Source organism: Alishewanella sp. BS5-314 (assembly GCF_025377695.1).
GTDB lineage: Bacteria > Pseudomonadota > Gammaproteobacteria > Enterobacterales > Alteromonadaceae > Alishewanella > Alishewanella aestuarii.
On sequence record NZ_JACEHJ010000002.1, the window covers coordinates 109,530 to 132,500 of the forward strand.

Annotated in this window: 20 protein-coding genes and 2 tRNA genes (1 of these 22 cut by a window edge); 15 read left to right on the top strand and 7 right to left on the bottom strand. The window is 48.7% G+C overall.

Annotated elements, in window-relative coordinates:
- Positions 1–139: 139 nt before the first annotated feature.
- A complete protein-coding gene (locus tag H1D31_RS04990) occupies positions 140–2,443 on the top strand; it encodes an ATP-binding protein (RefSeq protein WP_008608654.1) in 2,304 nt (767 codons plus the stop codon).
- Here the strand turns inward: H1D31_RS04990 and arcA are convergent, their stop codons facing one another.
- Both arcA and H1D31_RS05000 read right to left on the bottom strand, forming a co-directional pair.
- Positions 2,444–3,151: a two-component system response regulator ArcA gene (gene arcA / locus H1D31_RS04995; RefSeq protein WP_008608653.1), complete on the bottom strand. Its 708-nt coding sequence runs from the start codon at positions 3,149–3,151 to the stop codon at positions 2,444–2,446.
- 185 nt (positions 3,152–3,336) lie between these two features.
- The gene (locus H1D31_RS05000) at positions 3,337–4,986 is read right to left on the bottom strand and encodes an ATP-binding protein (RefSeq protein ID WP_261256617.1); all 1,650 of its coding nucleotides are present in this window, start codon (positions 4,984–4,986) and stop codon (positions 3,337–3,339) included.
- Between the two features lie 135 nt (positions 4,987–5,121).
- Here H1D31_RS05000 and H1D31_RS05005 point away from each other — a divergent pair, with 135 nt between their 5' ends.
- On the top strand, positions 5,122–5,520 hold the full coding sequence (locus tag H1D31_RS05005; RefSeq protein ID WP_008608650.1) for a DUF3293 domain-containing protein: 399 nt from the start codon (positions 5,122–5,124) through the stop codon (positions 5,518–5,520).
- A 24-nt stretch (positions 5,521–5,544) separates the two neighbouring features.
- Here H1D31_RS05005 and H1D31_RS05010 read toward each other — a convergent pair whose 3' ends face one another.
- Genes H1D31_RS05010 through trmB form a run of 3 tightly spaced genes read right to left on the bottom strand, consistent with a single transcriptional unit; the run spans position 5,545 to position 7,661 of the window.
- Positions 5,545–5,898: a hypothetical protein gene (locus H1D31_RS05010; RefSeq protein ID WP_008608649.1), complete on the bottom strand. Its 354-nt coding sequence runs from the start codon at positions 5,896–5,898 to the stop codon at positions 5,545–5,547.
- Positions 5,899–5,919: 21 nt separating this feature from the next.
- Positions 5,920–6,927, bottom strand: a complete 1,008-nt coding sequence (locus H1D31_RS05015; protein ID WP_261256623.1) for a class I SAM-dependent methyltransferase — start codon at positions 6,925–6,927, stop codon at positions 5,920–5,922.
- The gene (gene trmB, locus H1D31_RS05020; protein WP_008608646.1) at positions 6,927–7,661 is read right to left on the bottom strand and encodes a tRNA (guanosine(46)-N7)-methyltransferase TrmB; all 735 of its coding nucleotides are present in this window, start codon (positions 7,659–7,661) and stop codon (positions 6,927–6,929) included. Before trmB ends, H1D31_RS05015 begins: the two co-directional genes overlap by 1 nt.
- A gap of 109 nt (positions 7,662–7,770) precedes the next feature.
- On the opposite strand from trmB, the gene mutY reads away from it, so the two are divergent.
- The 6 genes from mutY to rlmM are packed head-to-tail and all read left to right on the top strand — an operon-like array spanning position 7,771 to position 12,194.
- The gene (gene mutY, locus H1D31_RS05025; protein ID WP_261256624.1) at positions 7,771–8,841 is read left to right on the top strand and encodes an A/G-specific adenine glycosylase; all 1,071 of its coding nucleotides are present in this window, start codon (positions 7,771–7,773) and stop codon (positions 8,839–8,841) included.
- Positions 8,838–9,110 (top strand): oxidative damage protection protein, encoded by a 273-nt coding sequence (locus tag H1D31_RS05030; RefSeq protein ID WP_008608644.1) that lies wholly within the window; start codon positions 8,838–8,840, stop codon positions 9,108–9,110. Before mutY ends, H1D31_RS05030 begins: the two co-directional genes overlap by 4 nt.
- A 29-nt stretch (positions 9,111–9,139) precedes the next feature.
- Complete coding sequence (locus H1D31_RS05035) at positions 9,140–10,078, top strand: transcriptional regulator GcvA (RefSeq protein WP_261256627.1); 939 nt, start codon at positions 9,140–9,142, stop codon at positions 10,076–10,078.
- A 56-nt stretch (positions 10,079–10,134) separates the two neighbouring features.
- Entirely contained in the window at positions 10,135–10,758 is a 624-nt protein-coding gene (locus tag H1D31_RS05040; RefSeq protein ID WP_261256629.1) for an alpha/beta family hydrolase, read from the top strand.
- Entirely contained in the window at positions 10,730–11,116 is a 387-nt protein-coding gene (locus H1D31_RS05045; RefSeq protein ID WP_008949826.1) for a hypothetical protein, read from the top strand. The genes H1D31_RS05040 and H1D31_RS05045 overlap by 29 nt, the downstream gene beginning before the upstream one ends.
- Position 11,117: 1 nt before the next feature.
- Positions 11,118–12,194: a 23S rRNA (cytidine(2498)-2'-O)-methyltransferase RlmM gene (gene rlmM, locus H1D31_RS05050; RefSeq protein WP_261256633.1), complete on the top strand. Its 1,077-nt coding sequence runs from the start codon at positions 11,118–11,120 to the stop codon at positions 12,192–12,194.
- Between the two features lie 4 nt (positions 12,195–12,198).
- Here rlmM and H1D31_RS05055 read toward each other — a convergent pair whose 3' ends face one another.
- Positions 12,199–13,383, bottom strand: coding sequence for an endonuclease/exonuclease/phosphatase family protein (locus tag H1D31_RS05055; RefSeq protein WP_261256646.1), 1,185 nt, complete (start codon positions 13,381–13,383; stop codon positions 12,199–12,201).
- 374 nt (positions 13,384–13,757) lie between these two features.
- Here H1D31_RS05055 and H1D31_RS05060 point away from each other — a divergent pair, with 374 nt between their 5' ends.
- The 6 genes from H1D31_RS05060 to H1D31_RS05085 all read left to right on the top strand — a co-directional run bounded on the left by H1D31_RS05060 (position 13,758) and on the right by H1D31_RS05085 (position 20,324).
- Positions 13,758–16,898, top strand: coding sequence for a TonB-dependent receptor (locus H1D31_RS05060; RefSeq protein WP_261256647.1), 3,141 nt, complete (start codon positions 13,758–13,760; stop codon positions 16,896–16,898).
- Between the two features lie 120 nt (positions 16,899–17,018).
- Positions 17,019–17,651 (top strand): uridine kinase, encoded by a 633-nt coding sequence (udk, locus tag H1D31_RS05065; protein ID WP_261256649.1) that lies wholly within the window; start codon positions 17,019–17,021, stop codon positions 17,649–17,651.
- Between the two features lie 16 nt (positions 17,652–17,667).
- Positions 17,668–18,876 (top strand): NupC/NupG family nucleoside CNT transporter, encoded by a 1,209-nt coding sequence (locus H1D31_RS05070; protein ID WP_008608634.1) that lies wholly within the window; start codon positions 17,668–17,670, stop codon positions 18,874–18,876.
- Between the two features lie 15 nt (positions 18,877–18,891).
- Positions 18,892–19,845, top strand: a complete 954-nt coding sequence (locus H1D31_RS05075; protein WP_008949821.1) for an isopenicillin N synthase family dioxygenase — start codon at positions 18,892–18,894, stop codon at positions 19,843–19,845.
- A 109-nt stretch (positions 19,846–19,954) separates the two neighbouring features.
- Positions 19,955–20,040: transfer RNA gene (locus tag H1D31_RS05080), tRNA-Leu, on the top strand.
- Between the two features lie 198 nt (positions 20,041–20,238).
- Positions 20,239–20,324 (top strand) — tRNA-Leu (locus H1D31_RS05085).
- Positions 20,325–20,349: 25 nt separating this feature from the next.
- Here H1D31_RS05085 and H1D31_RS05090 read toward each other — a convergent pair.
- The gene (locus H1D31_RS05090; protein WP_261256657.1) at positions 20,350–21,816 is read right to left on the bottom strand and encodes a RimK family protein; all 1,467 of its coding nucleotides are present in this window, start codon (positions 21,814–21,816) and stop codon (positions 20,350–20,352) included.
- A 111-nt stretch (positions 21,817–21,927) separates the two neighbouring features.
- Between H1D31_RS05090 and H1D31_RS05095 the strand changes: the two genes are divergently transcribed.
- Positions 21,928–22,971, top strand: partial view of a GNAT family N-acetyltransferase/peptidase C39 family protein gene (locus H1D31_RS05095; RefSeq protein WP_261256658.1) — the 5' portion only. 72 nt of this gene lie beyond the right edge of the window; only the first 1,044 of its 1,116 coding nucleotides appear in the window; its start codon is at positions 21,928–21,930; the stop codon falls past the right edge of the window.

Genomic DNA, 22,971 nt, shown 5'->3' on the forward strand with positions numbered 1-22,971 from the left:
GAATAAAGCCGCAATAGGCGGTGCGTCAACCAGATTGTGCCTCAGCCAGCAAAGGGGTACTCTTAGCAAAATCATGGCGTTAGTTAGGAATCAAGCCTGCGGCTTTGGCGGGTATTGGCAAGTATTCAAAGGTTAACCTATGCAAATTTCCTCAATACCGCAGCTGACAACACTGGCCCGCCGCATCCGGCAATGGGGCAGTTGGCAGTTGGCAACCCTACTGGTGCTATTGCTGGCTGCGCTGGTACTACTGAGTTATCTCGGTTATGCGGCGATTTTTAACCGGGAAGTGGTCATTCATGAGTTGCAACTACTGCTGGTTTATACGGTGCCGTTGTTTGCTTGCCTGGTGTTTGTGATTTGTTATCTGGTAGTCAGGCTGGATGCGGCCTTGTCATTTGTACAAAACTCAACGCAATCTGAACAACAACTCAATCAGACCATGCAGCAGAGTATCCGGCAGCTTAACTTTGAAATCGAGGAGCGGAAAAAGGCATTTCAGGCAAAGCGGCGGGCTATCGAAGAACTGCGGAAAGAAATCAGTGAGCGCCGTAAAACAGAGCAGGAATTGGCGGAGCAAAGTTTGCTGATCCGCTCCATCGTCGATAGTTCGCCGGATCTGTTTTATTACCGCGACGAAAAGGGTTTACTGGCCAGCTGTAATAAGATGTTCGAGAGTATTATGGAGCGGCCAATGGCTGAGTTGATCGGCCGGGATCTGACCCAGCTCTATGCCGCAGACAGTCCGCAGGCGGCAATCTTATCTGAGTATGAGCAGGCGGAACCCGAGACTGAGCTGACGCTGGATGTCGAGTTTAAAAAAGAAGATGGCAATGTACTGTGGTTTGAAATGCGCCATTTACCCTTTTATGACAGACAAGGACGCTATATCGGTTTACTGGGCTTTGGTCGTGATATTACGTCACGCAAATTGGCTGAACAGGCGTTAGAAAAAGCGTATCAGGACAAAGGCCAGTTTATTGCAACCCTCAGTCATGAGCTGCGCACCCCACTAAATGGCATTGTCGGTTTAAGCCGGCGCCTGCTGGGCAGTGAACTGGCGCCGGAACAGTTCAGCTGGGCCAATACCATTTTTACCAGTGCCGAAACCCTGGGTAATATCTTCAACGATATTATTGACCTGGATAAAATTGACCGTCAGGAGCTCGATATCGTCTACCAGGGTGTACAGCTACAGCAGTTCCTGGATGATATTGGCAATTTTGCGCAGTTAATCTGTCAGCAAAAAGGGTTGAGTTTTCAGTTGCAAACAGAGGGCACTACCGCCTGCTACCTGCTGCTGGATCCTACGCGCTTACGTCAGGTGTTATGGAATCTGTTAAGTAATGCTGTTAAATTCACCCGGCAGGGGCAGGTGACCCTGCACTGTCAGCTAACACAGCAGTTTCTGCAGTTACAGGTGATCGACACCGGTATTGGCATCGCCGATCATGATCTGCCACGGATCTTTGATATGTACTATAAATCCCGTGATGGCCAGCGCTTGAGTATTCTTGGTTCGGGTATCGGCTTGTCGGTATCGCGTTCGCTGATCGAAGCCATGGCCGGTGAGATCAGTGTAAAGAGTACGCCCGGCGCTGGCAGTTGTTTTACCGTCAGTTTACCCGTCGTGTTTGCTCAGGCACCGTCACAACCCGCGCCCATTAACTGTCCGGCGCTAACGATTCTGTTGATTGAAGATGTGCCGTTAAATGCCGATATTGCGATGGCGCTGTTGGAACAGCGAGGTCATACAGTGTTACTGGCCGAAACCGGAGAGGATGCGCTCGCCTTGCTTGAAACAGAGGACGATATTGATCTGGTGCTTCTGGATATGCAGCTACCTGATATGGATGGCGATCAGATCGCCCGTTATATCCGCAGTGAAAGTCATTTATCGGCACTGCCCATTGTGATGCTGACAGCTAATGTGCGCAAAGCACAGCAGAAACTGGCGGATATCAAGCTGGACGGGGTGCTGTCCAAACCACTGAATACCGAAAAATTAGACTTATTATTAGCTGAGCTGTTTTCGCCCAGTGCTCTTAAACTGCAGCAAAACTCGGAGCAAACCGCGCCGACGGCGGCGAGTAGCGAGCAGGCTCCGGCTGTGCTGGATACCAATATTTTGCAGCATTATTTACAGACGTTGGGTAAGGATGCGATGCAGCGTAGTGTGTTGTTATTTGCGCAGTTATTACCAGGCTATATTAATAAGTTACTCGAGGCTGCGGTGCAGCAACAATTCAAAGAGTTGCAAAGTATGGCGCATAAACTAAAGGGGGCGGCAGCCGCGGTCGGTTTACTTTGGTTACAGGAACAAGCACGAAAGCTGGAAGAACAGGAGCCTGACTGGGCGCTATTGGAACGGCAATTACTGGAGCTGCATTTTACTGCAGAGCAGCATCTGGCTACTCTGCAGCAATATATTAAAGACGCTTAATTATTTATCGATCTTGCCGACAAAGCGATAGCCCTCACCATGGATGGTGCTGATTAACTCCGGGCTCTCGACATCAGATTCGAAGTGTTTACGAATACGACGAATGGTGACATCGACAGTACGGTCATTCGGACGCAACTCGCGGCCGGTCATATGACGGATCAATTGCTCACGGGTGAAGATCTTACCCGGTGTATCCAGCATCAAGCGCAGCGCACGATATTCACCCTTAGGTAAACGACGTGCCATCCCGGTTGGAGAGGTCAAATTACGGCTATTTTCATCCAGCGTCCAGCCGTTGAACTTCACTACACTCTTGTGCTCTTCCACTACAGGTTGCGCGACTGTACGATTTAACAGGTTGCGGGCACGAATAGTGAGTTCGCGTGGATTAAATGGCTTGGTCAGATAATCGTCGGCACCGATTTCCAGGCCGAGAATACGATCAACTTCGCTGTCGCGGCCAGTAAGGAATATCAGTCCGATATTTTGCTTTTGCCGTAATTCCCTTGCCAGGATCAGGCCGTTTTTGCCGGGTAAATTAATATCCATGACAATCAGATTAACTGGGTTAGTTTCCAGTTTCTGATACATTTCGTCACCATTTATGGCTTCGATAACCTGATAGCCCTCTCCCTGAAACAGACTAACCAGATTTAAACGGGTCACTTCTTCGTCTTCTACGACCAGAATCACGGGTGTTTGCATTAGCGTTAAACCTTATTTGGGAGTTGTAAGAAGTAGGTATTTAGACTGTAGACATTGTGTCTGACAGGTGTCAAATTAAAGCTGATTATAATCCAAGCGGCCAATTGTTAACAAGATTTTTGTTAACAATTAGTCTTTCCTAATGCTTCTGGTTTGTTGATTGCTTTATTTTTCAAGTGGTTAGTCTAGCGATTATTTAGTTTGCTTGGGCTTAGATTGCCCACCGGGAAATCAATATCGATTTGAATGCCTTCACCCAAACTACTTTCTAAGAGGATCTTGCCATTTAACGCCAGAGTGACCAGATTATAGACCAGGTGCATTCCCAGGCCGCTGCCGCCTTCACCACGTCTTGTGGTCACGAAGGGGTCAAAGATCCGCTTACGGATATGCTCAGGTACTCCCTTGCCATTGTCGCTGTAATGTAGCAGGCAGCGGTGATGTTTGAGCTCGACCCGAATATTGATCTCACCAGCGCTGCCCTCGTCAAAGGCGTGCAGCAGACTATTCATAATCAGATTAATCAAGATTTGATTAATGGGCCCTGGTTTACTGTTGATGGTAAGTTCCGGCGGGCAATCAATATGAATTTGATGATTCGTCTTTTTCAGATTAGGTCGCAGCGACAGCAGTACTTCATTAATCAGCTGCAGCATATTAAATTGGCGCTGATTCTCATTCGACTGATCAACCGCGACCTGTTTGAAACTGCTAATTAAGCCAGCGGCGCGCTCAAGGTTGCGATAGATAATCCCCAGGTTTTCTTTACTGTCACTAAGAAAGCGCGCTAACTGGTTTGAGCTCAGCGTTTTGTTTTCAAAAGCGCTTTCAATTTCCTGAACCTTGTCCTGCAGTAGTGTTGAGGCGGTAACCCCTAAGCCAATGGGGGTGTTTACTTCGTGGGCGATGCCAGCCACCATCTGCCCCAGGCTGGCCATTTTTTCGGTTTCAACAATCTGGTTTTGATATTGATGCAAGGTGGCCAGGGTATTTAATAATTCCTGATTCGACTCCCGCAGTGCGGCAGTCCGCTCGGCAATTTTTTGCTCCAAACTCTGATTTAACTGCTTAATTTCGTCTTCAGCCTGTGCGCGTTTATTCAGTTGGCTCTCAATTCGATCCATCATCGTATTAAAGGCCCGACTGAGTAGATTAAACTCTTGCACCTTAGCGGCCGGCGCCCGCACACAGTAATCCCTTTCCCGCGCTACGCGGTGTACTAAATCGAGCAGCACATTAAGTGGTCCGGTAAAGCGCTTTTGTAACTGTAACACCAGGATGTAACCGAGTAGTAAAGCGAGAATGGCGATCAGAATGCTGACCAGTGTTTGTTGACGTTGCGATTGTGTCAGTTCTTCCGCGGTGGCGCGAACATAAACATAACCAAGCAACTGATTATCCAGTACCACGGCTCGACCAAACTCTAGCGTATCGCCTTTACGGATCGGTTGTTTTTGGGTAATGATTTCGCTGATACGGTCAATCTGCAGTGGCCAGGGGCCAATATCTTTACGATTATAACTGACGAAGAAATTAAGCTGTTGCCCGGCTTCATCGTATTTATAGATATGAATATTCTTAATAGCGGTAATAGCATCAAAAGCGGCCAGGCGCTGTTCTTCGCGAAATCTGTTATTGGTTAACAGTGTCGACTGTGTATTGATGGCAATAATATTGAGCAAGGCCGCTAACTCTTGCTCCAGTTGCTTTTGTTGGCGTTTAAAATCCAGGCCATTGGATAAAATCAGGGCCACAGCCAAAGTTAAACTGCAAATCAGCATGACTAAAAAAATTAATGCTGTTTTCATTGAAGTGGTGCGATTGATGCCACTCATGTTCGGCCAGATGGTCCTTACTTTCGCAATCTGCTTACTAGATGCTAAACAGAATTCAGCTTTTTCGCAAAGGAAAGTGGAAATTTTATCCATCAATATTATAGTAGTTGCAGTTCTGGCGGGCGGAGGCCGAGCATGAATTTATGGCAAAGTTATAAAGAAACGATTTTCCTCTGTCACCAGGGCCTGGCTCCCGGCGTGAGTTTTGCCATCATCAGCGGCCAGAATCCTGCCGGTCAAATTACCCATACGCTATTTAACCAATTACTGGATAAGAAACTGCAACAGCGGTTACAGCAGCTGGGTTGTCCTTATCGCTCAGTGATAGGGGCGGCACCTGATTACAGTTTTCAGGAAAAAAGCTGGTTGGTGTTTTGTGATAAAGCGCTGGGCATTGCTTTGGCAGAAGAGTTTACCCAAAATGCGATTTACTGGGTGGAACGCAATGAGCTTTACCTAGTCCCGGTACTGCTGGCTGGTCAGGAAGAGTATCTGGGAAGTTTTGCCAGCCGTTTGGTGTTGTTACCGGCCTGATTAGGCCGTCGGGAAGCAGGCGCACTAGCGCCGGATAATCTGCAGTACCGGCTCCACATCATGTTGCAAATGCGCGGATAATTGTTGTTTTAAACGCAGCTGTGCCAAGCGTTGCTCGGGCGTTTCGGGCTCTGTCAGCAGGGGCGCAAAGTCAGTGACGCAAATACAGCGCAGGGCCGGGGCCGTCATACCGGGTAATTGCATAGCCCGGTACAGTTTATGCGGACAGGCCCGGGTCCGTCCGGGTGCCTGCAAACAACCCGCGCTGGTCGCCGCAGTAGCGCTTTCGATGGTCGTGTTAGTTTCGGCTGCAAGTAGTGCCGCTGGCATCAGCTTTACTAATATCAGACTGCCAAATGCGAATAAGCTAAACCGCACCGTTACTGCCTCCTGTTAAGGCTATTTTTTCGTAGCCTGATAAATCACAAAACCATTGGCTTTGGCCAGAATATTCACCTTACCAAAGGCTTGCTCCAGCAGTTGTTGGTAGGCGAGATGATTGTTGGCGACCAGTGTTAAGGTACCACCAGATTGTAGCCGCGCCGCGCTTTGGGCAATAAAGGCTTCACTGATACTGTAGTCGGTTTTAATGCCGGTATGAAAGGGCGGATTGCTGACAATATGCTTAAACAGCTGCGGCTGTGCGGGCAAACCATCAGCGGCAATAACCTGACCACTCAGTTGGTTAGCCTGTAAGGTGGCGTTGGTCGCAGCGATAGCTAAAGCACTGATATCCGAGCAATACAGCTCAATGCCTGGCGCCTGCTGTTTTAGTGCGGCGCCAATAATGCCAGCGCCGCAGGCGAAATCCAGCACCTTGCCATCCTGGATATGACCCAGGTGCTGCAGTAACAGCGCCGTGCCGGTATCCAGCTTACCGTGATTAAATACCCCAGGCAGCGAACAGATTGTCAGGTTCTTACCCTTATGCTGAATGTTAAACTGACTTATGGCGCCGGGTTTGATTTGACAGAGATCGCCAGCGAGTGAAAACCACAGGCAGTGCTTGGCGTTATCCAGTTTATGTGCATGTAACCCCAGCTTCTCGGCATGATTAACCAGGCTTTTAATACCGCCTTTATTATCACCTACCACATAGAGCTGGGCATCAGGCTGCAGTGCACTGGCGATACGGGCCAGATTATCGGCCAGTAATTCTTTACTCTTGGGATAAAACAACACTGCGGTGGCAAACTGCTGGCTAAAGGCCGGCGTAGCGCTAAAGTAAACTTCGGCACCGGCTTGCTGCCACTGCTGTTTAACGGCGGCATCGGTAGTAAAGCAGCTGATTTGTCCCAGGGCCGCTAACTGGCGGGCCAGTTGGTCGGCTTCTGGCTCGACAAATAATACCGGGCCCTGTAAATCGTCCAGGTTGCGTAAAATCAGCTGACTGCTGTTAGCAAGCATTAACTTATCCTTTTAAACATCAGATCCCAGACACCATGGCCCAAGCGCTGGCCGCGTTGTTCGAATTTGGTCAAAGGCCGGTGCTCCGGACGTTCGACATAGGTGTTGTTGGCGGATAAGTTCTGAAAACCTTCGGCAGCTTGCATGACTTCCAGCATATGCTCGGCATAGTTTTCCCAATCGGTCGCCATATGAAAGACACCACCGATCTTTAATTTACTGCGCAGTGCCTGCACAAAGTCTGGCTGCACGATCCGTCTTTTATGATGGCGCTTTTTGTGCCAGGGATCCGGGAAAAACAGTTGCACTGTATCCAGGCTTTGCTCTGGGATCATCTCAGCTAACACTTCAACCGCATCATGTTCAAACACTTTCAGATTGCTTACGCCCTGCGTAACGGCTTCGGATAAGCAGGCACCAACCCCTGGCTTATGCACTTCAATGCCGATAAAGTCTTGTGCTGGCGCGGCCTTTGCCATCGCCACCAGTGATTTGCCCATACCAAAGCCAATTTCCAGTACCCGCGGGGCGCTGCGACCAAATAACAGGTCCAGATCCAGTAGTGCTGGCTGATAATCCACGCCATAGCCTGACCAGTGATTTTCCAGCGCCAGTTGTTGGCCCTTGGTTAAGCGGCCTTCACGCAACACGAAAGAGCGGATCCGCCGTAAATAAGGTTGCGTACTGGCATCATCCGGCTGATGGTCGTTTGGCGGTGTGGCCTGGTTGGTCATGCAAAGCTCCAATCTGAAAAATAAGTGGGCTATTATCCTTGGAAACGGTAGCAAGCTCAACCTCGGGCTCTGTTACAATTGGCGCTTTTCAATGGCAGGAGTCGTATTTTTGCAAACTGATACCTGGTTTAGTGAGCAGTTGGTAGCATGGTACCAGCAACATGGCCGCAAAGATTTACCCTGGCAGCAACAGCCCAGCCCCTATAAAACCTGGCTCTCGGAGGTAATGTTACAGCAGACTCAGGTGGTGACAGTAAAACCCTATTTTCAGCGTTTTTTCGCCCGTTTCCCGGACGTTAACACCCTGGCTGCTGCGCAAATCGACGAGGTGCTGCACTACTGGACTGGTCTTGGCTATTATGCGCGGGCGCGTAATTTACATCAGGCGGCACGGCAGATCGTCGAACTACATCAGGGCGAATTTCCAACCGAATTTGCACAAGTATTGGCGCTGCCCGGTGTCGGGCGTTCTACCGCCGGTGCTATCCTGTCGTTGTCGCTGGGACAGCACTATCCGATTTTGGATGGTAACTGCAAGCGGGTACTAAGCCGTTTTGCCGCGTTAAGCGGCTGGCCGGGCGAGAAAAAGGTCGAGCAGCAGCTATGGCAACTCGCAGAGCGCTATACGCCTAAGGATACAGTAAAGCAGTTTAATCAGGCGATGATGGATTTGGGCGCTTCGCTTTGCAGCCGCAGCAAACCGCGTTGTGCCGAGTGTCCGCTCGCCCGGCATTGTCAGGCGGCGCTTAAGGGCGAGCAGCAAGGTTATCCGGGTAAAAAGCCAAAGAAAGCCTTACCTGAGCAGCAAAGTTTTTGGCTACTGTTAACCGTAGCCGATCAGGTGTTGCTAAAGCAGCGTCCGGCTAATGGCTTATGGGGTGGCTTGTATGGTTTTCTGGAATTTGCCACTGCCGCAGAGCGCGAGCAATTTATCGCGCTGCAAGGTCTGGCGGTGCAACAACAAACGGAGCTGGCGACCTTTCGGCATACCTTCAGCCATTTTCATTTATGGATCAATCCGCTTTGGCTGCAACTTTCCAGCTTGCCGGCGCGGGTAGAGGAGCAATCTGCCGCGCTCTGGTATACAATAAGCGCCATACCTGAGCTGGGGTTATCAGCCCCGGCAAAAAAACTGCTGCAGCAGCTGGCTGCATTAAGTCTGAGCAAGGAAAAATTATGAGCCGTACCGTATTTTGCCAATTTCTGCAAAAAGAGGCGCCGGGATTGGATTTCCAGTTCTATCCGGGCGATCTGGGTAAGAAAATTTTCGACAACATCAGCAAAGAAGCCTGGGCACAGTGGCAGGCAAAACAGGTGATGCTGATTAACGAGAAAAAGCTGAATATGATGAATGTTGAGCATCGCAAGTTGTTGGAGCAGCAGATGGAAGCCTTTTTGTTCCAGGGGCAGGATGTGCAGATTGATGGCTACACGCCACCTGCTAACTAAACGCTGCATTACGCCCGTTTCGGAGACTTATGGCCCGCCGTTTACCGCCACTTAATGCATTAAAAGCTTTTGAAACTGCTGCCCGGCATCTAAGTTTTACCAAGGCGGCCGAAGAGCTGTATGTGACTCAGGCGGCGATTAGTCACCAGATCAAAGCACTGGAAGATCATCTGGGGCTGAAACTCTTTATGCGGAAAAACCGCTCTTTGCTGCTAACCGAAGAAGGGCAGAGCTATTTTCTCGATATTAAAGAGATCTTTTTGCAGCTACACGAAGCCACCGAAAAATTGCTGGCGCGTGGTGCTAAGGGCTCGCTTACCGTCAGCCTGCAGCCAAGCTTTGCTATTCAGTGGCTGGTACCGCGGTTAAACCAGTTTAGTGAACAGCATCCGGATATCGATGTGCGGATCAAGGCCGTGGATCAGGATGAAGGCTCGCTGACCGATGATGTTGATGTCGCCATTTATTATGGTCGCGGTAACTGGCGTAACCTGCATGCAGATAAATTGCATACCGAATATTTATTGCCGGTGTGCTCGCCGCTGCTATTAAATGGCAGCAAACCGCTGAAAGAGCCAACTGATCTGCGGTTTCATAACCTGCTGCATGATGGCTCACGCCGTGCCTGGAAAGCCTGGTTTACTACCCAGGGTTTTAAAAACTTTAATGTCAACCAGGGACCGATTTTTAGTCATTCCTCGATGGTGCTGCAGGCGGCGATTCATGGTCAGGGCGTAGCCTTGGCGCATAATGTACTAGCGCGGCCGGATATTAGCTCTGGCCGGCTGATCGTACCTTTTAATCATGTGCTGATCAGTAAAGACTCTTACTATCTGGTGTGTCGCGAAAGCCAAACCGAGCTTGGCAAAATCATGGCGTTCCGGCAGTGGATGCTGGATATGGTCAGTGCCGAGCAGGCCGAATTCGCCGAGCAGCAATTTACCAATGCTGTGGCAATGGATGATTAAATGCTAGTCGATCGTCTGGCATTGCCGGCATTGTTGGCAGCGTTGCGGGTGCTGGCATGACAGCGGTGGCCAGGTTATTACTTTGCCATGGCGCCGGCGCCGGCTGTGATAGCGCCTTTATGCAGCAGCTGGCCGCAGCGCTGCAGCAACAGCAGATAGATGTAGCGTTGTTCGAGTTTGCTTATATGCAGCGTAAACTCGAACTTGGTAAACCGGTGCCGCCGCCTAAAGTTGCCAGTTTGCTACCGGAGTTAGCTGCGGCGATAAAGGCGCTGGGTGACGATTTGCCGCTGTTTATTGGCGGTAAATCAATGGGTGGGCGTGTTGCGTCGCTGCTGGCCGCGCTGCCTGAATCTTTGGAGGAGCGGGTTGGGGCGGTGTTTGCTTATGGTTATCCATTTCATCCACCGCGTAAAGCACAGTGGCGTACCGGGCATTTTTCTGAGCTTAGCCGGCCGCTTATTATAATGCAGGGCGAACGGGATCCCTTTGGCAACTACGCTGAACTGAGCGCGCTGATTTCAGCTTGGCCTGAGGTGACAGTGCATTGGTTAAAAACAGCGGATCACGATTTTCAGCCACTTAAAAGTAGCGGCTTGAGCCAGCGCCAATTAATAGCGCAGGCCGCCGAGCTTACCCGCGGGAGTATTGATGCAATTCTGGCTAAAGTTAAGTACTAGTCTGGCAGCCTTATACGGCGGCGCCGTAGTGGCGCTTGCGGCAGCATTGATGCATTTATGGCAAAGCAGCTTAACGGAGCTGGCGACCGGGCGGGTATTGGCTGCTTTAGCCATGTTGGCATTACATGCTTTAGGTTTGCTGCTGTTAAATATCTGGCAGCCGACGAAGCTGTTACTGGCCGTCAGACTCTGCTGGCATCTGGGTGTCTGGCTGTTTTGTTGGACACTGTTAAGCGGCGTTTTTGCCTTGCCGCTACATTTTTCGGCTTTGGCCCCGCTGGGTGGCCAGAGCTTTATTTTAGGGTGGCTGCTTCTGGCCATCGCAAGCTGGCGCCAGACAAGCTGGCATAGAGAGTAAGATGAAACAATTATTAGTATATTGCCGTGCCGGCTTTGAAAAAGAAGCGGCGGCTGAGCTACAGGAGCAGGCCGCAGCCTTTGAGGTATTTGGTTTTTGTAAACTGAAAGCCAACAGCGCCTTTGTGATCTTTGAGGCCTATGACAGTGAAGCGTTACAACGCTTTTACCGCGATTTCGATTTTCAGCACTTTATCTTTATCCGGCAGTGGTTATTGCTGCTAAGCGGCGAACTGGAGCTGCCAGCCCAGGATCGGATCGCGCCCGTACTGCAGGCCGCACTGGCGGAAGAACTCAGCGGCTGTGGTAGCTTGCGGGTGGAATTCCCCGATACGAACGATGGCAAGACGTTATCGACACTGGCACGCAAGCTGACTGTGCCGCTGCGCCAGTCCTTGCGTCAGGCTGGGGTGATGCTGCAAAAAGAACATAAACGTGCGCCGGTTTTGCACTTGTTTTTATTAAGTGGCACCAGCGGTTATCTGGGTTTGTCTTACCCGGAGAATAATTCTGCGCTGGAAAACGGTATTATGCGGCTGAAGTTCCCGCCGGAAGCGCCCAGTCGCAGTACTTTAAAGCTGGAAGAAGCCTTTATTGCCTTTATCCCGAAAGATGAATGGGAAACCCGGCTGGCGCCAGGTATGCAAGCGGTGGATTTAGGTGCTTGTCCTGGTGGCTGGACCTATCAGTTGGTGAAACGCAGTATGATGGTGACCGCTATCGACAATGGTCCCATGGCTGAGTCGCTAATGGAAACGGGGCAGGTGAAGCATCTGATGGTGGACGGTTTCAAATTTGTGCCCGCCAAGAAAAATGTGTACTGGTTGGTTTGCGATATGATTGAGCAGCCGCAGCGCGTTGCCGCGCGCATTGCAGAGTGGTTAATTCAGGGTTGGTGTCAGGAAACCATCTTTAACCTGAAATTACCGATGAAAAGACGCTACGAGACTGTAAAAGAAGTACTGGCTGCGTTTGAGCAACAGTTGCAGGATGCGGGATTCCGATACCAACTGCAGGCGCGGCATCTGTACCATGACCGGGAAGAGGTCACGGTACATGTGCAACCGATTAAGCGCTAAAGCGCTAATCGGTGAGCTGCAGGGTTAGCCAAACCAGCCGGTGATCTGAGCTGGCATCACGGGCGCCGACTAACGGATAGTCCGCATCGGCTTTTGCCGGCCAGAAGACTCCACCTTCTTTAATCTTCAAGCCTTGCTTCGATGGCAGCACATAGTCTGCCCGCATCCGCCAACTGGCGGTATGACTGGCTGCGTGTGGACGATCCGGGCTATGTTCAGCAGCGCCAATACTGGTCGGGACAAAGCTACCGTTTACCAGCGGATGCTGCACCAAACTTAAGATACCGCTATGAATCGCATCGCCTTCACCTTCCGCTGAGGCGTTCAGATCACCGACAATCACAAAGCGGCTACCGGCTGCCAGACCACCTGTTGTGCCCTGGTCATCGTAGATATAAGTCGCTTGCGTTGGTTGCAGATAATCTACCCAGAACCGGATCTCATCATGATTGCGTTTGCCATTGCGGTTTTCCGGGCCGTCAAATACCGGCGGTGTCGGATGGCTGGCCAGCAGGTGTACATTGATACCGTTGATCTGTATCGGGATATCCCAATGGGCTTTCGAAGACAGCGGCAGTTGTTGCCAGGCTTCGGCACTATACCAGGGGGAGCCGTCAGCTTTTAGCGTGACTTTATGCCCCGGCATGTCGCGCCATTTAAAATGCTGGAAAGTGCGGATCTGCTCGCTCTGGATCGGATATTTTGACAGCAACACCATGCCGTACTGGCCCGGATAAAAGCCATAGCCCCAGGCATCGGCGCCTACACCGGTCGCCGCGCCATCATTATCCAGGTCAAACGGGCTGGGTTGGCCAGTATTGACCGTATTGTAATAGTAGTAGGGGTAATCAATCGGCTGGCTGCCGGCTTGTGGCTGATTAAGATAGTTTTTGATAAAGGCTTCGATACCTTGTTTCGGATCGGCAATATAGTCAAATTCATTTAATAGCAGGATGTCTGGCCGCACCCGCTGAATAATGGCAGCAATATTTTTCACCTGAGGGTGGTCGCCGTTGGCCAGAATATCAATCAATATTTGGCTGCTACCTCTTTCGCCTCGCGGCAGGTAGTTCTCGGCTTCCATACTGACATTAAAGGTAGCGACAGTGATTTGCTGTGTGGCCATAAGCACCTGACTGTTGAGTAAAAAAAAGCCAACACAAAGTTTGGCGATCAAGCGTTGAAGCATTGCTGTTCCCGATATAACGAAAAGGTCAATCAGCATAGCCAGTCGATGACAGAAGATCCAGTATTGACCGGGCAAGCTGGCTGATAATGTCTGCAGAATGTCGGGAAGGGGAGGTGTCTTTGAGAAATTATAAAATTAAATGGAACTTTTTTCGTTGATTTTCTGCACTATTATTCGCATCAGAAATTAGACATGTTACACTAATATGACGGGAACGCCCTTTGACAGTATAACTATAGATAAGTTCCTATAATTTGGTATCTGTAACGAAAGTGAAATAATCTTAGTTTAGGCTTGGATACCCGATTGAACACTATCTGTGCAAAAAACTAAATCGGATTTAGCATAACCCACAACTACCAGGTGAAAACGATATGAAAATTAGACACTTAGCGATGGCTGTTACGCTCGCGCTTGGCGTAAGCAACATGGCATTTGCTGATACCTCTTCTGCAATTCGTGGTAACGTTGTTACTGCAACAGGTGAAGTTGCAGCCAACGCCCGCGTTGAAATTTTACACGTGCCTTCAGGCACCCGTTCTGTTGCAACGACTAACCAGGCCGGTGCTTTTGCCAGCTCAGGTTTACGTGTTGGTGGTCCTTACACCATTACCATTACCAGCCCGCAAGGTACTAAGGTTTATAACAACATCTTTATTTCACTTGGCGAGTCTTTCAGGATTAACGCTGAGTTAGAAGCACAACAAGTTGAGCGTATTGCTGTTACGGGTACTGCTATTCTGGCCGGCAATACCGGCAGCAGCAGCTACTTCAGTGCCAATGATGTTGCTAATACCCCAAGTTTTGACCGCGATATTAAAGATGTGGTGCGGAATAACCCACTGGCCGTACTAACTGCCAAAGATGGTGAGTTAGTGGTTGCCGGTACTAACCCACGTTTTAACAGTATCAGTATCGATGGTATTGCCCAGAACGACGACTTCGGTCTGAACGCTAACGGTTATCCAACGACCCGTTCACCAATTTCATTAGATGCCATCGACCAGATCACTATCGATGTATCACCTTTTAATGCCAAGGACAGCGGTTTCCAGGGCGCTAAAATTAACGCAGTAACTAAATCTGGTACAAACCAGTTTACTGGCAGCGTGATGTACGAAAAGCAAAGCGACAAGTGGGCTGGTACTCCAAAACAAGGCCGTACTCCTCGTCCACTGAATTTTGATGAATATACCTATGGCGCGACCGTGGGCGGTGCTATCGTTCAGGATAAATTGTTCTATTTCGTTTCTTACGAGTACTATGAAGCTGATACGCCAATCGAATGGGGTCCGGCTGGTAGCGGTGCAGCGAACACCTCAGTTGCCAGTTTAGCGGACTACGAAGCTGTGCGTCGTATTGCCCGTGACGTTTATGGTGTTGATGCCGGTTCTTGGGATTTAACACCTGTTACTGATGACAAGAAGCTGTTAGTTAAGCTGGACTGGAACATTAGCCAGGATCACCGCGCAGCATTCACCTATCAGTACAACAAAGGCAACAGAACCGCAAATACCACTTCTGCAGCTAACCGTTTACGCTTGTCTTCACACTGGTACAATCGTATCGAAGATCTGAACAACTACGCGTTCAAGCTTTACTCTGACTGGACGCCTGACTTCTCGACTCAGTTTAGTGTGACCTATATTGATAACCCAACGACTCAGGCTTCTTTTGGTGACTTTGGTGATATCACTGTAAATATCGGTGTCGGTAGTAACAACATCGGTTTAGGTTCTGACTTCTCACGTCATTCAAACGAACTGAATAAGAAATCAACCATCGTTGCTATCGATGCTGATTATCTGTTGGGTGATCATAACCTGAGCTTCGGTTACCAGTTCAAACGTTTGGATATCTTTAACATGTTCTTACAGAACACTAAAGGTTCCTACACGTTCAATAGTTTAGCGGATTTTGAAAACCGTCTAGCTTCACGCTTGATTTATCAAAACGCTACCAGCTTAAATCCAGCTGATGCAGCTGCTGAGTTCGTTCGTGACGAGCATGCGTTCTATGTTCATGATCAGTGGTTCGCTACCGATAGTCTGCAAATTGATATCGGTCTGCGTTATGAAATGCTGGCATCAAGCGACGTTCCTAAGTTTAACCAGCAAGCGAAAGATCGTACAGGGTTTGATAACACTGAAAACCTGGATGGTTTAGGTATCTTCCTGCCACGTTTTGGTTTTAAATGGGACGCTGCTGATGATTTAACCATTCGTGGTGGTATTGGTCGCTTCTCTGGTGGTCAACCAACAGTTTGGATTTCAAACGCTTACTCAAATCCTGGTGTAGGTATTGCACAGTTTGATGTTAGCCGTCCATCAAGCAACCCACTGGCTGCTGCTTTGGTTGGTGTAGATATCAAAGACGTTCCGCAAGCATTTAAAGATGCTGTTGCTAATTCAGCAGTATTTGCCGGTACTAACTTCACTGATCCTAACTTTAAGATGCCATCTGACTGGCGCTTCCAGTTAGCTGCAGACTATATGATTAATATTCCTTACGTTGCTGATGATGTAATGTGGACCACGGAATATATGTACAAAAAGCCACAAAATACGGCTTTCTGGATCGATCCAAGTCTGACTGGTCGTGAAGCAGGTTTTACTGCTGACGGTCAACGTATTATCTACAATGCTACTCAGCCACGCGACATCATGCTGACCAATGCGGATAAAGAAGGTCGTTCTAAGATTTTCAGCACTATGTTGAGCAAAGCCTGGGATAACGGTATTCGTGTGACTACCTCTTATACCAATCAGGATATTACCGACGCTCATACCAGTACCAGTTCAACTGCGAGCAGTAACTTCGGTTTCAATACGGCAATTAACCGTAACGAAGCACTGATCGGTCGTTCAGCTTTTGAAACCGAGCACCGTTTTGTGGTGAACTTCGGCTACGAGCATGAGTTCTTCGCTGGTTACAAGACCAATGTAAATATGTTCTATGAGCGTCGCTCAGGTAAGCCAATTACCTACTTCCTGAACGGTAATAACACGGCGTTTAATAACAGTACCGGTTTCGGTAACCCATACAACCTGCTGAGCCCGGGTACTACTTCTAACGCGTTACTGGTGTATATCCCAACACCAAATGACCCTAACGTAGTATTCCTGACTGATGCTGCCCGCACCAACTTCTTCAATACCATCAATGCATTGGGCTTGGATAAGTATGCTGGCGGTTATGCACCTCGTGGCTCAAGCACCACTCCTTGGGTGACGACACTGGATCTGAACTTCCGTCAGGAAATCCCGGGTCTGTTAGAAGGCCATAAAGGTACCTTCTACTTCACTATCGCTAACTTCCTGAATCTGTTGGACAGTTCACAAGGTCGCGTATATGGTAGTGATTTCGGTACTATTCAGTTGGTTGACTTCACAATCAACCCAACTACTGGCCAGTACGTTTATGGTAACGTTACCAGCAACACTAACAACTACGACAAGTTCTACAACCAGTTCTCTACCTGGAGACTGAAAATGGGTGTGAGCTACCGCTTCTAAATATTTAGCGGTCGTAAAAATGCCAGTCAATTGACTGGCATTTTTTTTGGAAGTTTTTATTCCTAATCACGGCGTTATTAGCGATAATTACCAGCTATTTGCAATTCTTTGGGCAGTGCTATGGGTAAAAGAACCATTATCGCAATAGCCGGTGCGTCAGCATCCGGCAAAAGTTTATTTGCCTCAACCGTTTATCAGGAACTGGTAGCTGAGTTGGGTGGCGAACGGATTGCGATCCTGTCTGAAGATGCCTACTACCGTGATCAGAGTCATTTGTCGTTTGAACAACGGATCCTGACTAACTATGACCATCCGTCAGCCTTCGAACACGAACTCCTGGTTGAACATTTAAAGGCATTGCGTGCAGGCCAAACCATAGCGATGCCGCAATATAGCTATAAACTTCACACCCGCATTGAAGACACTATCAAGGTTCAGCCGGCAAAAGTGATCCTGGTAGAAGGGATCTTATTGCTGACCGACGAGCAGTTACGTGAGCAGTTTGATATCACGGTTTTTATGGATACGCCGCTGGATATCTGTTTGCTGCGCCGGATCAAGCGCGATCTTGAAGACCGTGGTCGTAGTTTGTCCTCGGTAACTGAACAGTATGAAAGCACCGTTCGCCCAGCCTTTTTTGAATTTATCGCTCCCTCGAAACAATACGCCGATCTGGTGGTCACCCGCGGTGGCAAAAACCAGATTGCTATCGATATTATAAAAGCAAAAATCCGCCAGCTATTGTCGGAATAACAACCAGGAAAACATTATGATGGGATTAGTGGGCATTGTTGCCCTGTTATTGGTCGCCTACCTGGCGTCAGCAAATCGTCGCCGGATCAACTGGCGCACCGTCGGTGGTGCCTTTGCTATTCAAATTGCCATTGGCGCCTTTGTGCTGTACGTGCCCTTTGGTCAGGAGGTGCTATATAGCATCTCTCAGGTCGTAGCGAACGTTATTGGCTATGCCAACGCCGGTATCCAGTTTCTGTTTGGTGACTTGGGTAACTTCTCACAAGGCTTTATTTTTGCAATCCATGTACTAACCATCATTATTTTCTTCTCGTCATTAATAGCGGTGCTATATCACGTCGGTATTATGACCTGGGTAATTCGTTTAATTGGTGGCGGTTTGCAAAAATTACTGGGCACCAGCCGGCCTGAGTCGATGTCCGCTGCGGCCAATATCTTTGTTGGTCAGACTGAAGCGCCACTTATTGTTAAACCTTTTATCCCAACGATGACCCGCTCTGAGTTGTTTGCCGTGATGGTAGGGGGGCTGGCATCGGTAGCTGGTTCGGTATTAGCCGGCTATGCTGGTTTAGGTGTGGAGTTAAAGTATCTGATTGCGGCCAGCTTTATGGCGGCACCGGGTGGTTTTTTAATGGCAAAAATGATTTTGCCGGAGACCGAAACACCCAAAAATGATCTGGCAGAGATTACCACTGAAAAGCCGCATACTAATCTGATTGACGCCGCAGCCGCAGGGGCTTCCAGTGGTATGCAGCTGGCACTGAATGTTGGTGCTATGTTATTGGCTTTTGTTGGTTTAATCGCCCTGGTTAATGGCATTGTCGGTGGAATCGGTGGTTGGCTGGGTAAAGACGATCTTACTTTACAACTGATTTTTGGTTACGTATTCCAACCACTGGCTTTTATTCTGGGCGTGTCCTGGGAAGAAGCCCGCGCGGCTGGTAGTTTTATCGGTCAAAAGCTGGTGATTAATGAATTTGTCGCATACCTCGACTTTGTGCAGGTGAAAGAGCAGTTAAGCGCGCATACTCAGGTGATAGTTACTATCGCCCTGTGTGGCTTCGCCAATTTCTCATCAATTGCCATTTTGTTAGGCGGCCTGGGTGGTATGGCGCCAGGCCGGCGCGCTGATATTGCCGAGTTAGGTTTAAAAGCCTTACTTGCTGCAACATTAGCGAATTTAATGAGCGCTGCGATTGCAGGGTTCTTTTTTTCTTTAGGCTAAAAACAGGTCTTTTATATGACTCAACATGTTCCAACGTTGGATATAAGACGGTTTGCCACCGACAAAGATAACTTTGTTGCCGAAATTGGCAAGGCCTATACTGAGTTTGGATTCTGTGGCATTAGTGGTCACGGTATTCCGGATGAGGTAATAGAGAACACTTATCAAGCTATTAAGCAGTTTTTTGCACTGCCAACCGAAGTTAAAGCCAAGTATCACCAGCCTGGTCAGGGTGGGGCACGTGGTTACACCGGTTTTGGCGTGGAAAAAGCCAAGGATTCTAATCACCCGGATCTAAAGGAATTCTGGCATGTTGGCCGGGAGCTGGACGGCCCGGCGCCGCATCCCAGTTTATATCCAAATGTCTGGCCAACTGAAGTACCGGCATTTAAAGACGCGACTTACCGTTTATACACCGAGCTGGAAAAGCTGGGTAACCGGGTATTGGAAGCGCTGGCACTTTTCCTGGGGCAAGACCAGTCGTACTTTGCCGACAAGGTTAATTACGGTAATTCCATTCTGCGGCCTATTCACTATCCACCGATTAAGGATACCTCAACCCAATCGATCCGGGCTGGTCAGCATGAAGATATTAACCTGATCACCTTATTGGTGGGCTCTAATGAGGCGGGACTGGAAATTTTGCGCCGCGATGGTAGCTGGTTACCGGTGACCACCATTGAAGGCACTATTGTCGTCAATATCGGCGATATGCTGCAGCGCTTAACTAACCATGTACTGCCATCAACGACGCATCGGGTGGTGAACCCGGCGGGGGCAGCGGCGGGTGAGCCTCGTTATTCTATCCCGTTTTTTATGCATCCGAATCCGGATTATGTGATTGAAACCCTAGCCAGCTGTGTCAGTGCTGAGCGGCCAAACCGCTATCCGGAGCCGATTAACTCTAACGACTATCTGATGCAACGTTTGGAAGAGATTGGCTTGCTGAAAAAAGCCCAAAAAGGCTAAAACGCTGCTAAATTGTGCAACCGCGCTTATCAGGCTGAAAATCGTATTGACGCGGCCTGATAAGTCGCTATACTGCACGCCACGTTGAGCGTACTGCGCAAAACGTTATGCAGATGTGGTGGAATTGGTAGACACGCAAGCTTCAGGTGTTTGTGCCCACAAGGCGTGAGAGTTCGAGTCTCTCCATCTGCACCAAATTAACCGGCTAAGGCCGGTTTTTTTGTTTTTGCCGTCCTTGGCAAAAACCTGCTTTGCAGGCATTTATTTTTACTTCCTGATTAAGCGCGTTGTAAATTTAAGCAAACAGTAAGATTTTTAAAAAAGCCAGTTGACGCTGCTTTTGAAATCGTTATACTGCACGCCATGTTGAGCAGCTAGCGCTGTAAACATAACGCAGATGTGGTGGAATTGGTAGACACGCAAGCTTCAGGTGTTTGTGCCCACAAGGCGTGAGAGTTCGAGTCTCTCCATCTGCACCAAATCAACCGGCTTAAGCCGGTTTTTTTATCGGTTTAATTCAATACGCCGGATAAAATCTTCTACCAGCAGGTCATAGAGTTTACTGCCTAAATACAAGTCCTCGACACCATCATCAATATTTGGGTTGTCATTAACCTCAATAACAAATATCTGCTCACCAGCTTGCTTCAGATCGACACCGTATAAACTGTCACCTATAGGTTTACAGGCGGCAAGCGCAGCTTGCAGCACATGGGCCGGCACCTCTGCAATCGCACAGGTGGTAAAACCGCCACTCTGAGTTTTGCCCTTACCGTGCTTATAAATTTGCCAATGGTTACGCGCCATAAAATACTTACAGGCGAATAGTGGCTGACCGTTCAATACGCCAATCCGCCAGTCAAACTCGGTATAGGTATAGCGCTGAGCTAGAATAATGGCACTTTGTTCAAACAATGCCGTTAACTGTGCCCTTAGTTCTGTTAAGGTACTGACCTTAACGACACCGCGGGAAAAACTGCCATCCGGAATTTTTAGCACCAAAGGCAAACCTAGAGTATCCGCGGCACGCTCCAGGTTATCCTCGTCCTGCTTAAATAACATTAAACCATCCGGCACTGGTACTTTATGCTGCTGAAATAGGGTCTGTAGGTATACCTTATTACCACAGCGCAAGATCGAGTTCGGATCGTCGATGACGGCCAATCCCTCGCGCTCCGCTTTTACCGCCAGATGAAAGGTGTGATGATTAACGCCTGTGGTTTCGCGGATAAACAGACCATCAAATTCAGCTAAGCGCTGAATATCCCGGGCGCTGATTAACTCGGTATCCATTGCTGCGCGCTTGGCGGCTTTTCGGAATAACGCTATCGATTTGGGAGTGCAGGGCGGAAAGGGCTCTTTTGGGTTGGTCAGGATCGCTAGATCGTACTTAAAGCGTGCGCTCTTCGGTTCCAGGCGCCAGATTTTATGGCTGTAACGTTCTAAAACCTCGGCAAAATGCCCTTGTTCAATTTCGGTTAGCTTATGAACCGCCCCGATTCTGACTGAACGGATCTGCCAGTTTTTCTTCCGGGTTAGCTCAACCCGTAGAATAGGTACCGGTAAGGCATCAAACAGATAACTTGCAAATTTACGTAGTGTCTTGTCGGAGGTTTCACCAAAATAAATATTAAATATCAGTTGTTGGTCGTTTGCGTCAGCTAAAGCTTTATCCAACAGGTTTTGCAGCGTTCCGGGCAGTTCATCAATCAGCTCGGATATCTCATGACGATTAAATTTATTAAAAGCCCTTAATGAGGGCATGACATTGTGGCCGCGGGCTTCCGCCAATAATGAACAATAATAGCCGGTTCCCAGATAATGTGACTGTCGGCACAGATTAATGACCCGGACTCTTTGTTTTTGTTTCGGCTGCCATTTTAAATAGGCTGGCAGACTCATCACGCCATCATATTGATAGAACGGAGCCCAGTCTTGCAGTTTGTCGACGACAATAACCAGTTTTGCCATAAAGTTGAGCTTATCCTCTTTCCTGAGAACTTATCTAAAGTATCGGTAATAAAAATAAATTCCGCTACTATACTGAGCATAACCTGACATCTGCTTTGAGTACTGCGTCGGATGGATGTGCAAAAAGTTATTGAGATCCGTGAAGCAACCAGCCAGGACTTATCGGCGTTATTAGTGATTGAGCTGCAATGTTTTCAGAGCGATCGGCTGAGTCAACGCAGCTTTAGGCGCTTTATCTCCGAGAAGCGTAGTGATCTGTTCGTGCTCTGTCTTGATAAGCAGATTGTGGGTTATTACTTACTAATCTACCGGCGTGGTACTAGTATGGCCAGATTATATTCAATTGCCATCTTACCGCAGTTGCAAGGTCAGGGTTTAGCTAAACGCCTGATTGCCGATGCAGAACAAAAGGCATTGCTAAGACATTGTGTGTTGCTCCGTTTAGAAGTGCGGCCTGATAATCATGCTGCAGTCAGGTTGTATCAAAAACTCGGTTATCTTCCTTTTGGCGTTAAACTGGATTTTTATGAAGATCACAGTGATGCGCTGTGTTTGCAAAAGCAAATCCATCATTACCAGGCTGCGTCCTATACCAAGTTGGTGCCCTATATTGCTCAAACCACACCTTTTACCTGCGGCCCGGCTTGTCTGTTAATGGCATTTAACTATTTTCAACCGGGCGAATACGGTCCTGAGCATCTGGAAATTGAACTGTGGCGGGAAGCAACAACGGTATTTATGACGTCTGGTCATGGTGGTTGTGGTCCAAGAGGTTTGGCGCTGGCTGCGGCAAAGCGTGGTTTCAAAGTGCAAATCTTCCTGAATCAGCAAGGACCACTATTTTTAGATACGGTGCGCAGCGCAGCTAAAAAGTCGGTAATACAAAGGGTATACCAGGCGGATCAGGCTAAAGTTGAGCAACTGGGGCTGCCTTTATTCATCACCGAACCGGATCTAGATCTAATAAGTAAACTACTCCAGGATGGCTATATCTTGTTGGCACTAATCAGTACCTGGCAGTTTGACCGCTCGAAAGCACCGCATTGGATAGTTATCTGCGCGGTAGACGTAGATTTTGTCTATATTAACGATCCGGATGTAGCAGATATACCCTGGCTCTCGCCTACAGAACGCCACTATATACCTGTAAGTCAT

Excerpts from the sequence above, each read along its gene's own strand:
- H1D31_RS04990 (WP_008608654.1), top strand. The coding sequence starts at position 140 with ATGCAAATTTCCTCAATACCGCAGCTGACAACACTGGCCCGCCGCATC.
- arcA (WP_008608653.1), bottom strand. The coding sequence starts at position 3,151 with ATGCAAACACCCGTGATTCTGGTCGTAGAAGACGAAGAAGTGACCCGT.
- H1D31_RS05000 (WP_261256617.1), bottom strand. The coding sequence starts at position 4,986 with ATGAGTGGCATCAATCGCACCACTTCAATGAAAACAGCATTAATTTTT.
- H1D31_RS05005 (WP_008608650.1), top strand. The coding sequence starts at position 5,122 with ATGAATTTATGGCAAAGTTATAAAGAAACGATTTTCCTCTGTCACCAG.
- H1D31_RS05015 (WP_261256623.1), bottom strand. The coding sequence starts at position 6,927 with ATGCTTGCTAACAGCAGTCAGCTGATTTTACGCAACCTGGACGATTTA.
- trmB (WP_008608646.1), bottom strand. The coding sequence starts at position 7,661 with ATGACCAACCAGGCCACACCGCCAAACGACCATCAGCCGGATGATGCC.
- H1D31_RS05030 (WP_008608644.1), top strand. The coding sequence starts at position 8,838 with ATGAGCCGTACCGTATTTTGCCAATTTCTGCAAAAAGAGGCGCCGGGA.
- H1D31_RS05035 (WP_261256627.1), top strand. The coding sequence starts at position 9,140 with ATGGCCCGCCGTTTACCGCCACTTAATGCATTAAAAGCTTTTGAAACT.
- H1D31_RS05040 (WP_261256629.1), top strand. The coding sequence starts at position 10,135 with ATGACAGCGGTGGCCAGGTTATTACTTTGCCATGGCGCCGGCGCCGGC.
- H1D31_RS05045 (WP_008949826.1), top strand. The coding sequence starts at position 10,730 with ATGCAATTCTGGCTAAAGTTAAGTACTAGTCTGGCAGCCTTATACGGC.
- rlmM (WP_261256633.1), top strand. The coding sequence starts at position 11,118 with ATGAAACAATTATTAGTATATTGCCGTGCCGGCTTTGAAAAAGAAGCG.
- H1D31_RS05055 (WP_261256646.1), bottom strand. The coding sequence starts at position 13,383 with ATGCTTCAACGCTTGATCGCCAAACTTTGTGTTGGCTTTTTTTTACTC.
- H1D31_RS05060 (WP_261256647.1), top strand. The coding sequence starts at position 13,758 with ATGAAAATTAGACACTTAGCGATGGCTGTTACGCTCGCGCTTGGCGTA.
- udk (WP_261256649.1), top strand. The coding sequence starts at position 17,019 with ATGGGTAAAAGAACCATTATCGCAATAGCCGGTGCGTCAGCATCCGGC.
- H1D31_RS05070 (WP_008608634.1), top strand. The coding sequence starts at position 17,668 with ATGATGGGATTAGTGGGCATTGTTGCCCTGTTATTGGTCGCCTACCTG.
- H1D31_RS05075 (WP_008949821.1), top strand. The coding sequence starts at position 18,892 with ATGACTCAACATGTTCCAACGTTGGATATAAGACGGTTTGCCACCGAC.
- H1D31_RS05090 (WP_261256657.1), bottom strand. The coding sequence starts at position 21,816 with ATGGCAAAACTGGTTATTGTCGTCGACAAACTGCAAGACTGGGCTCCG.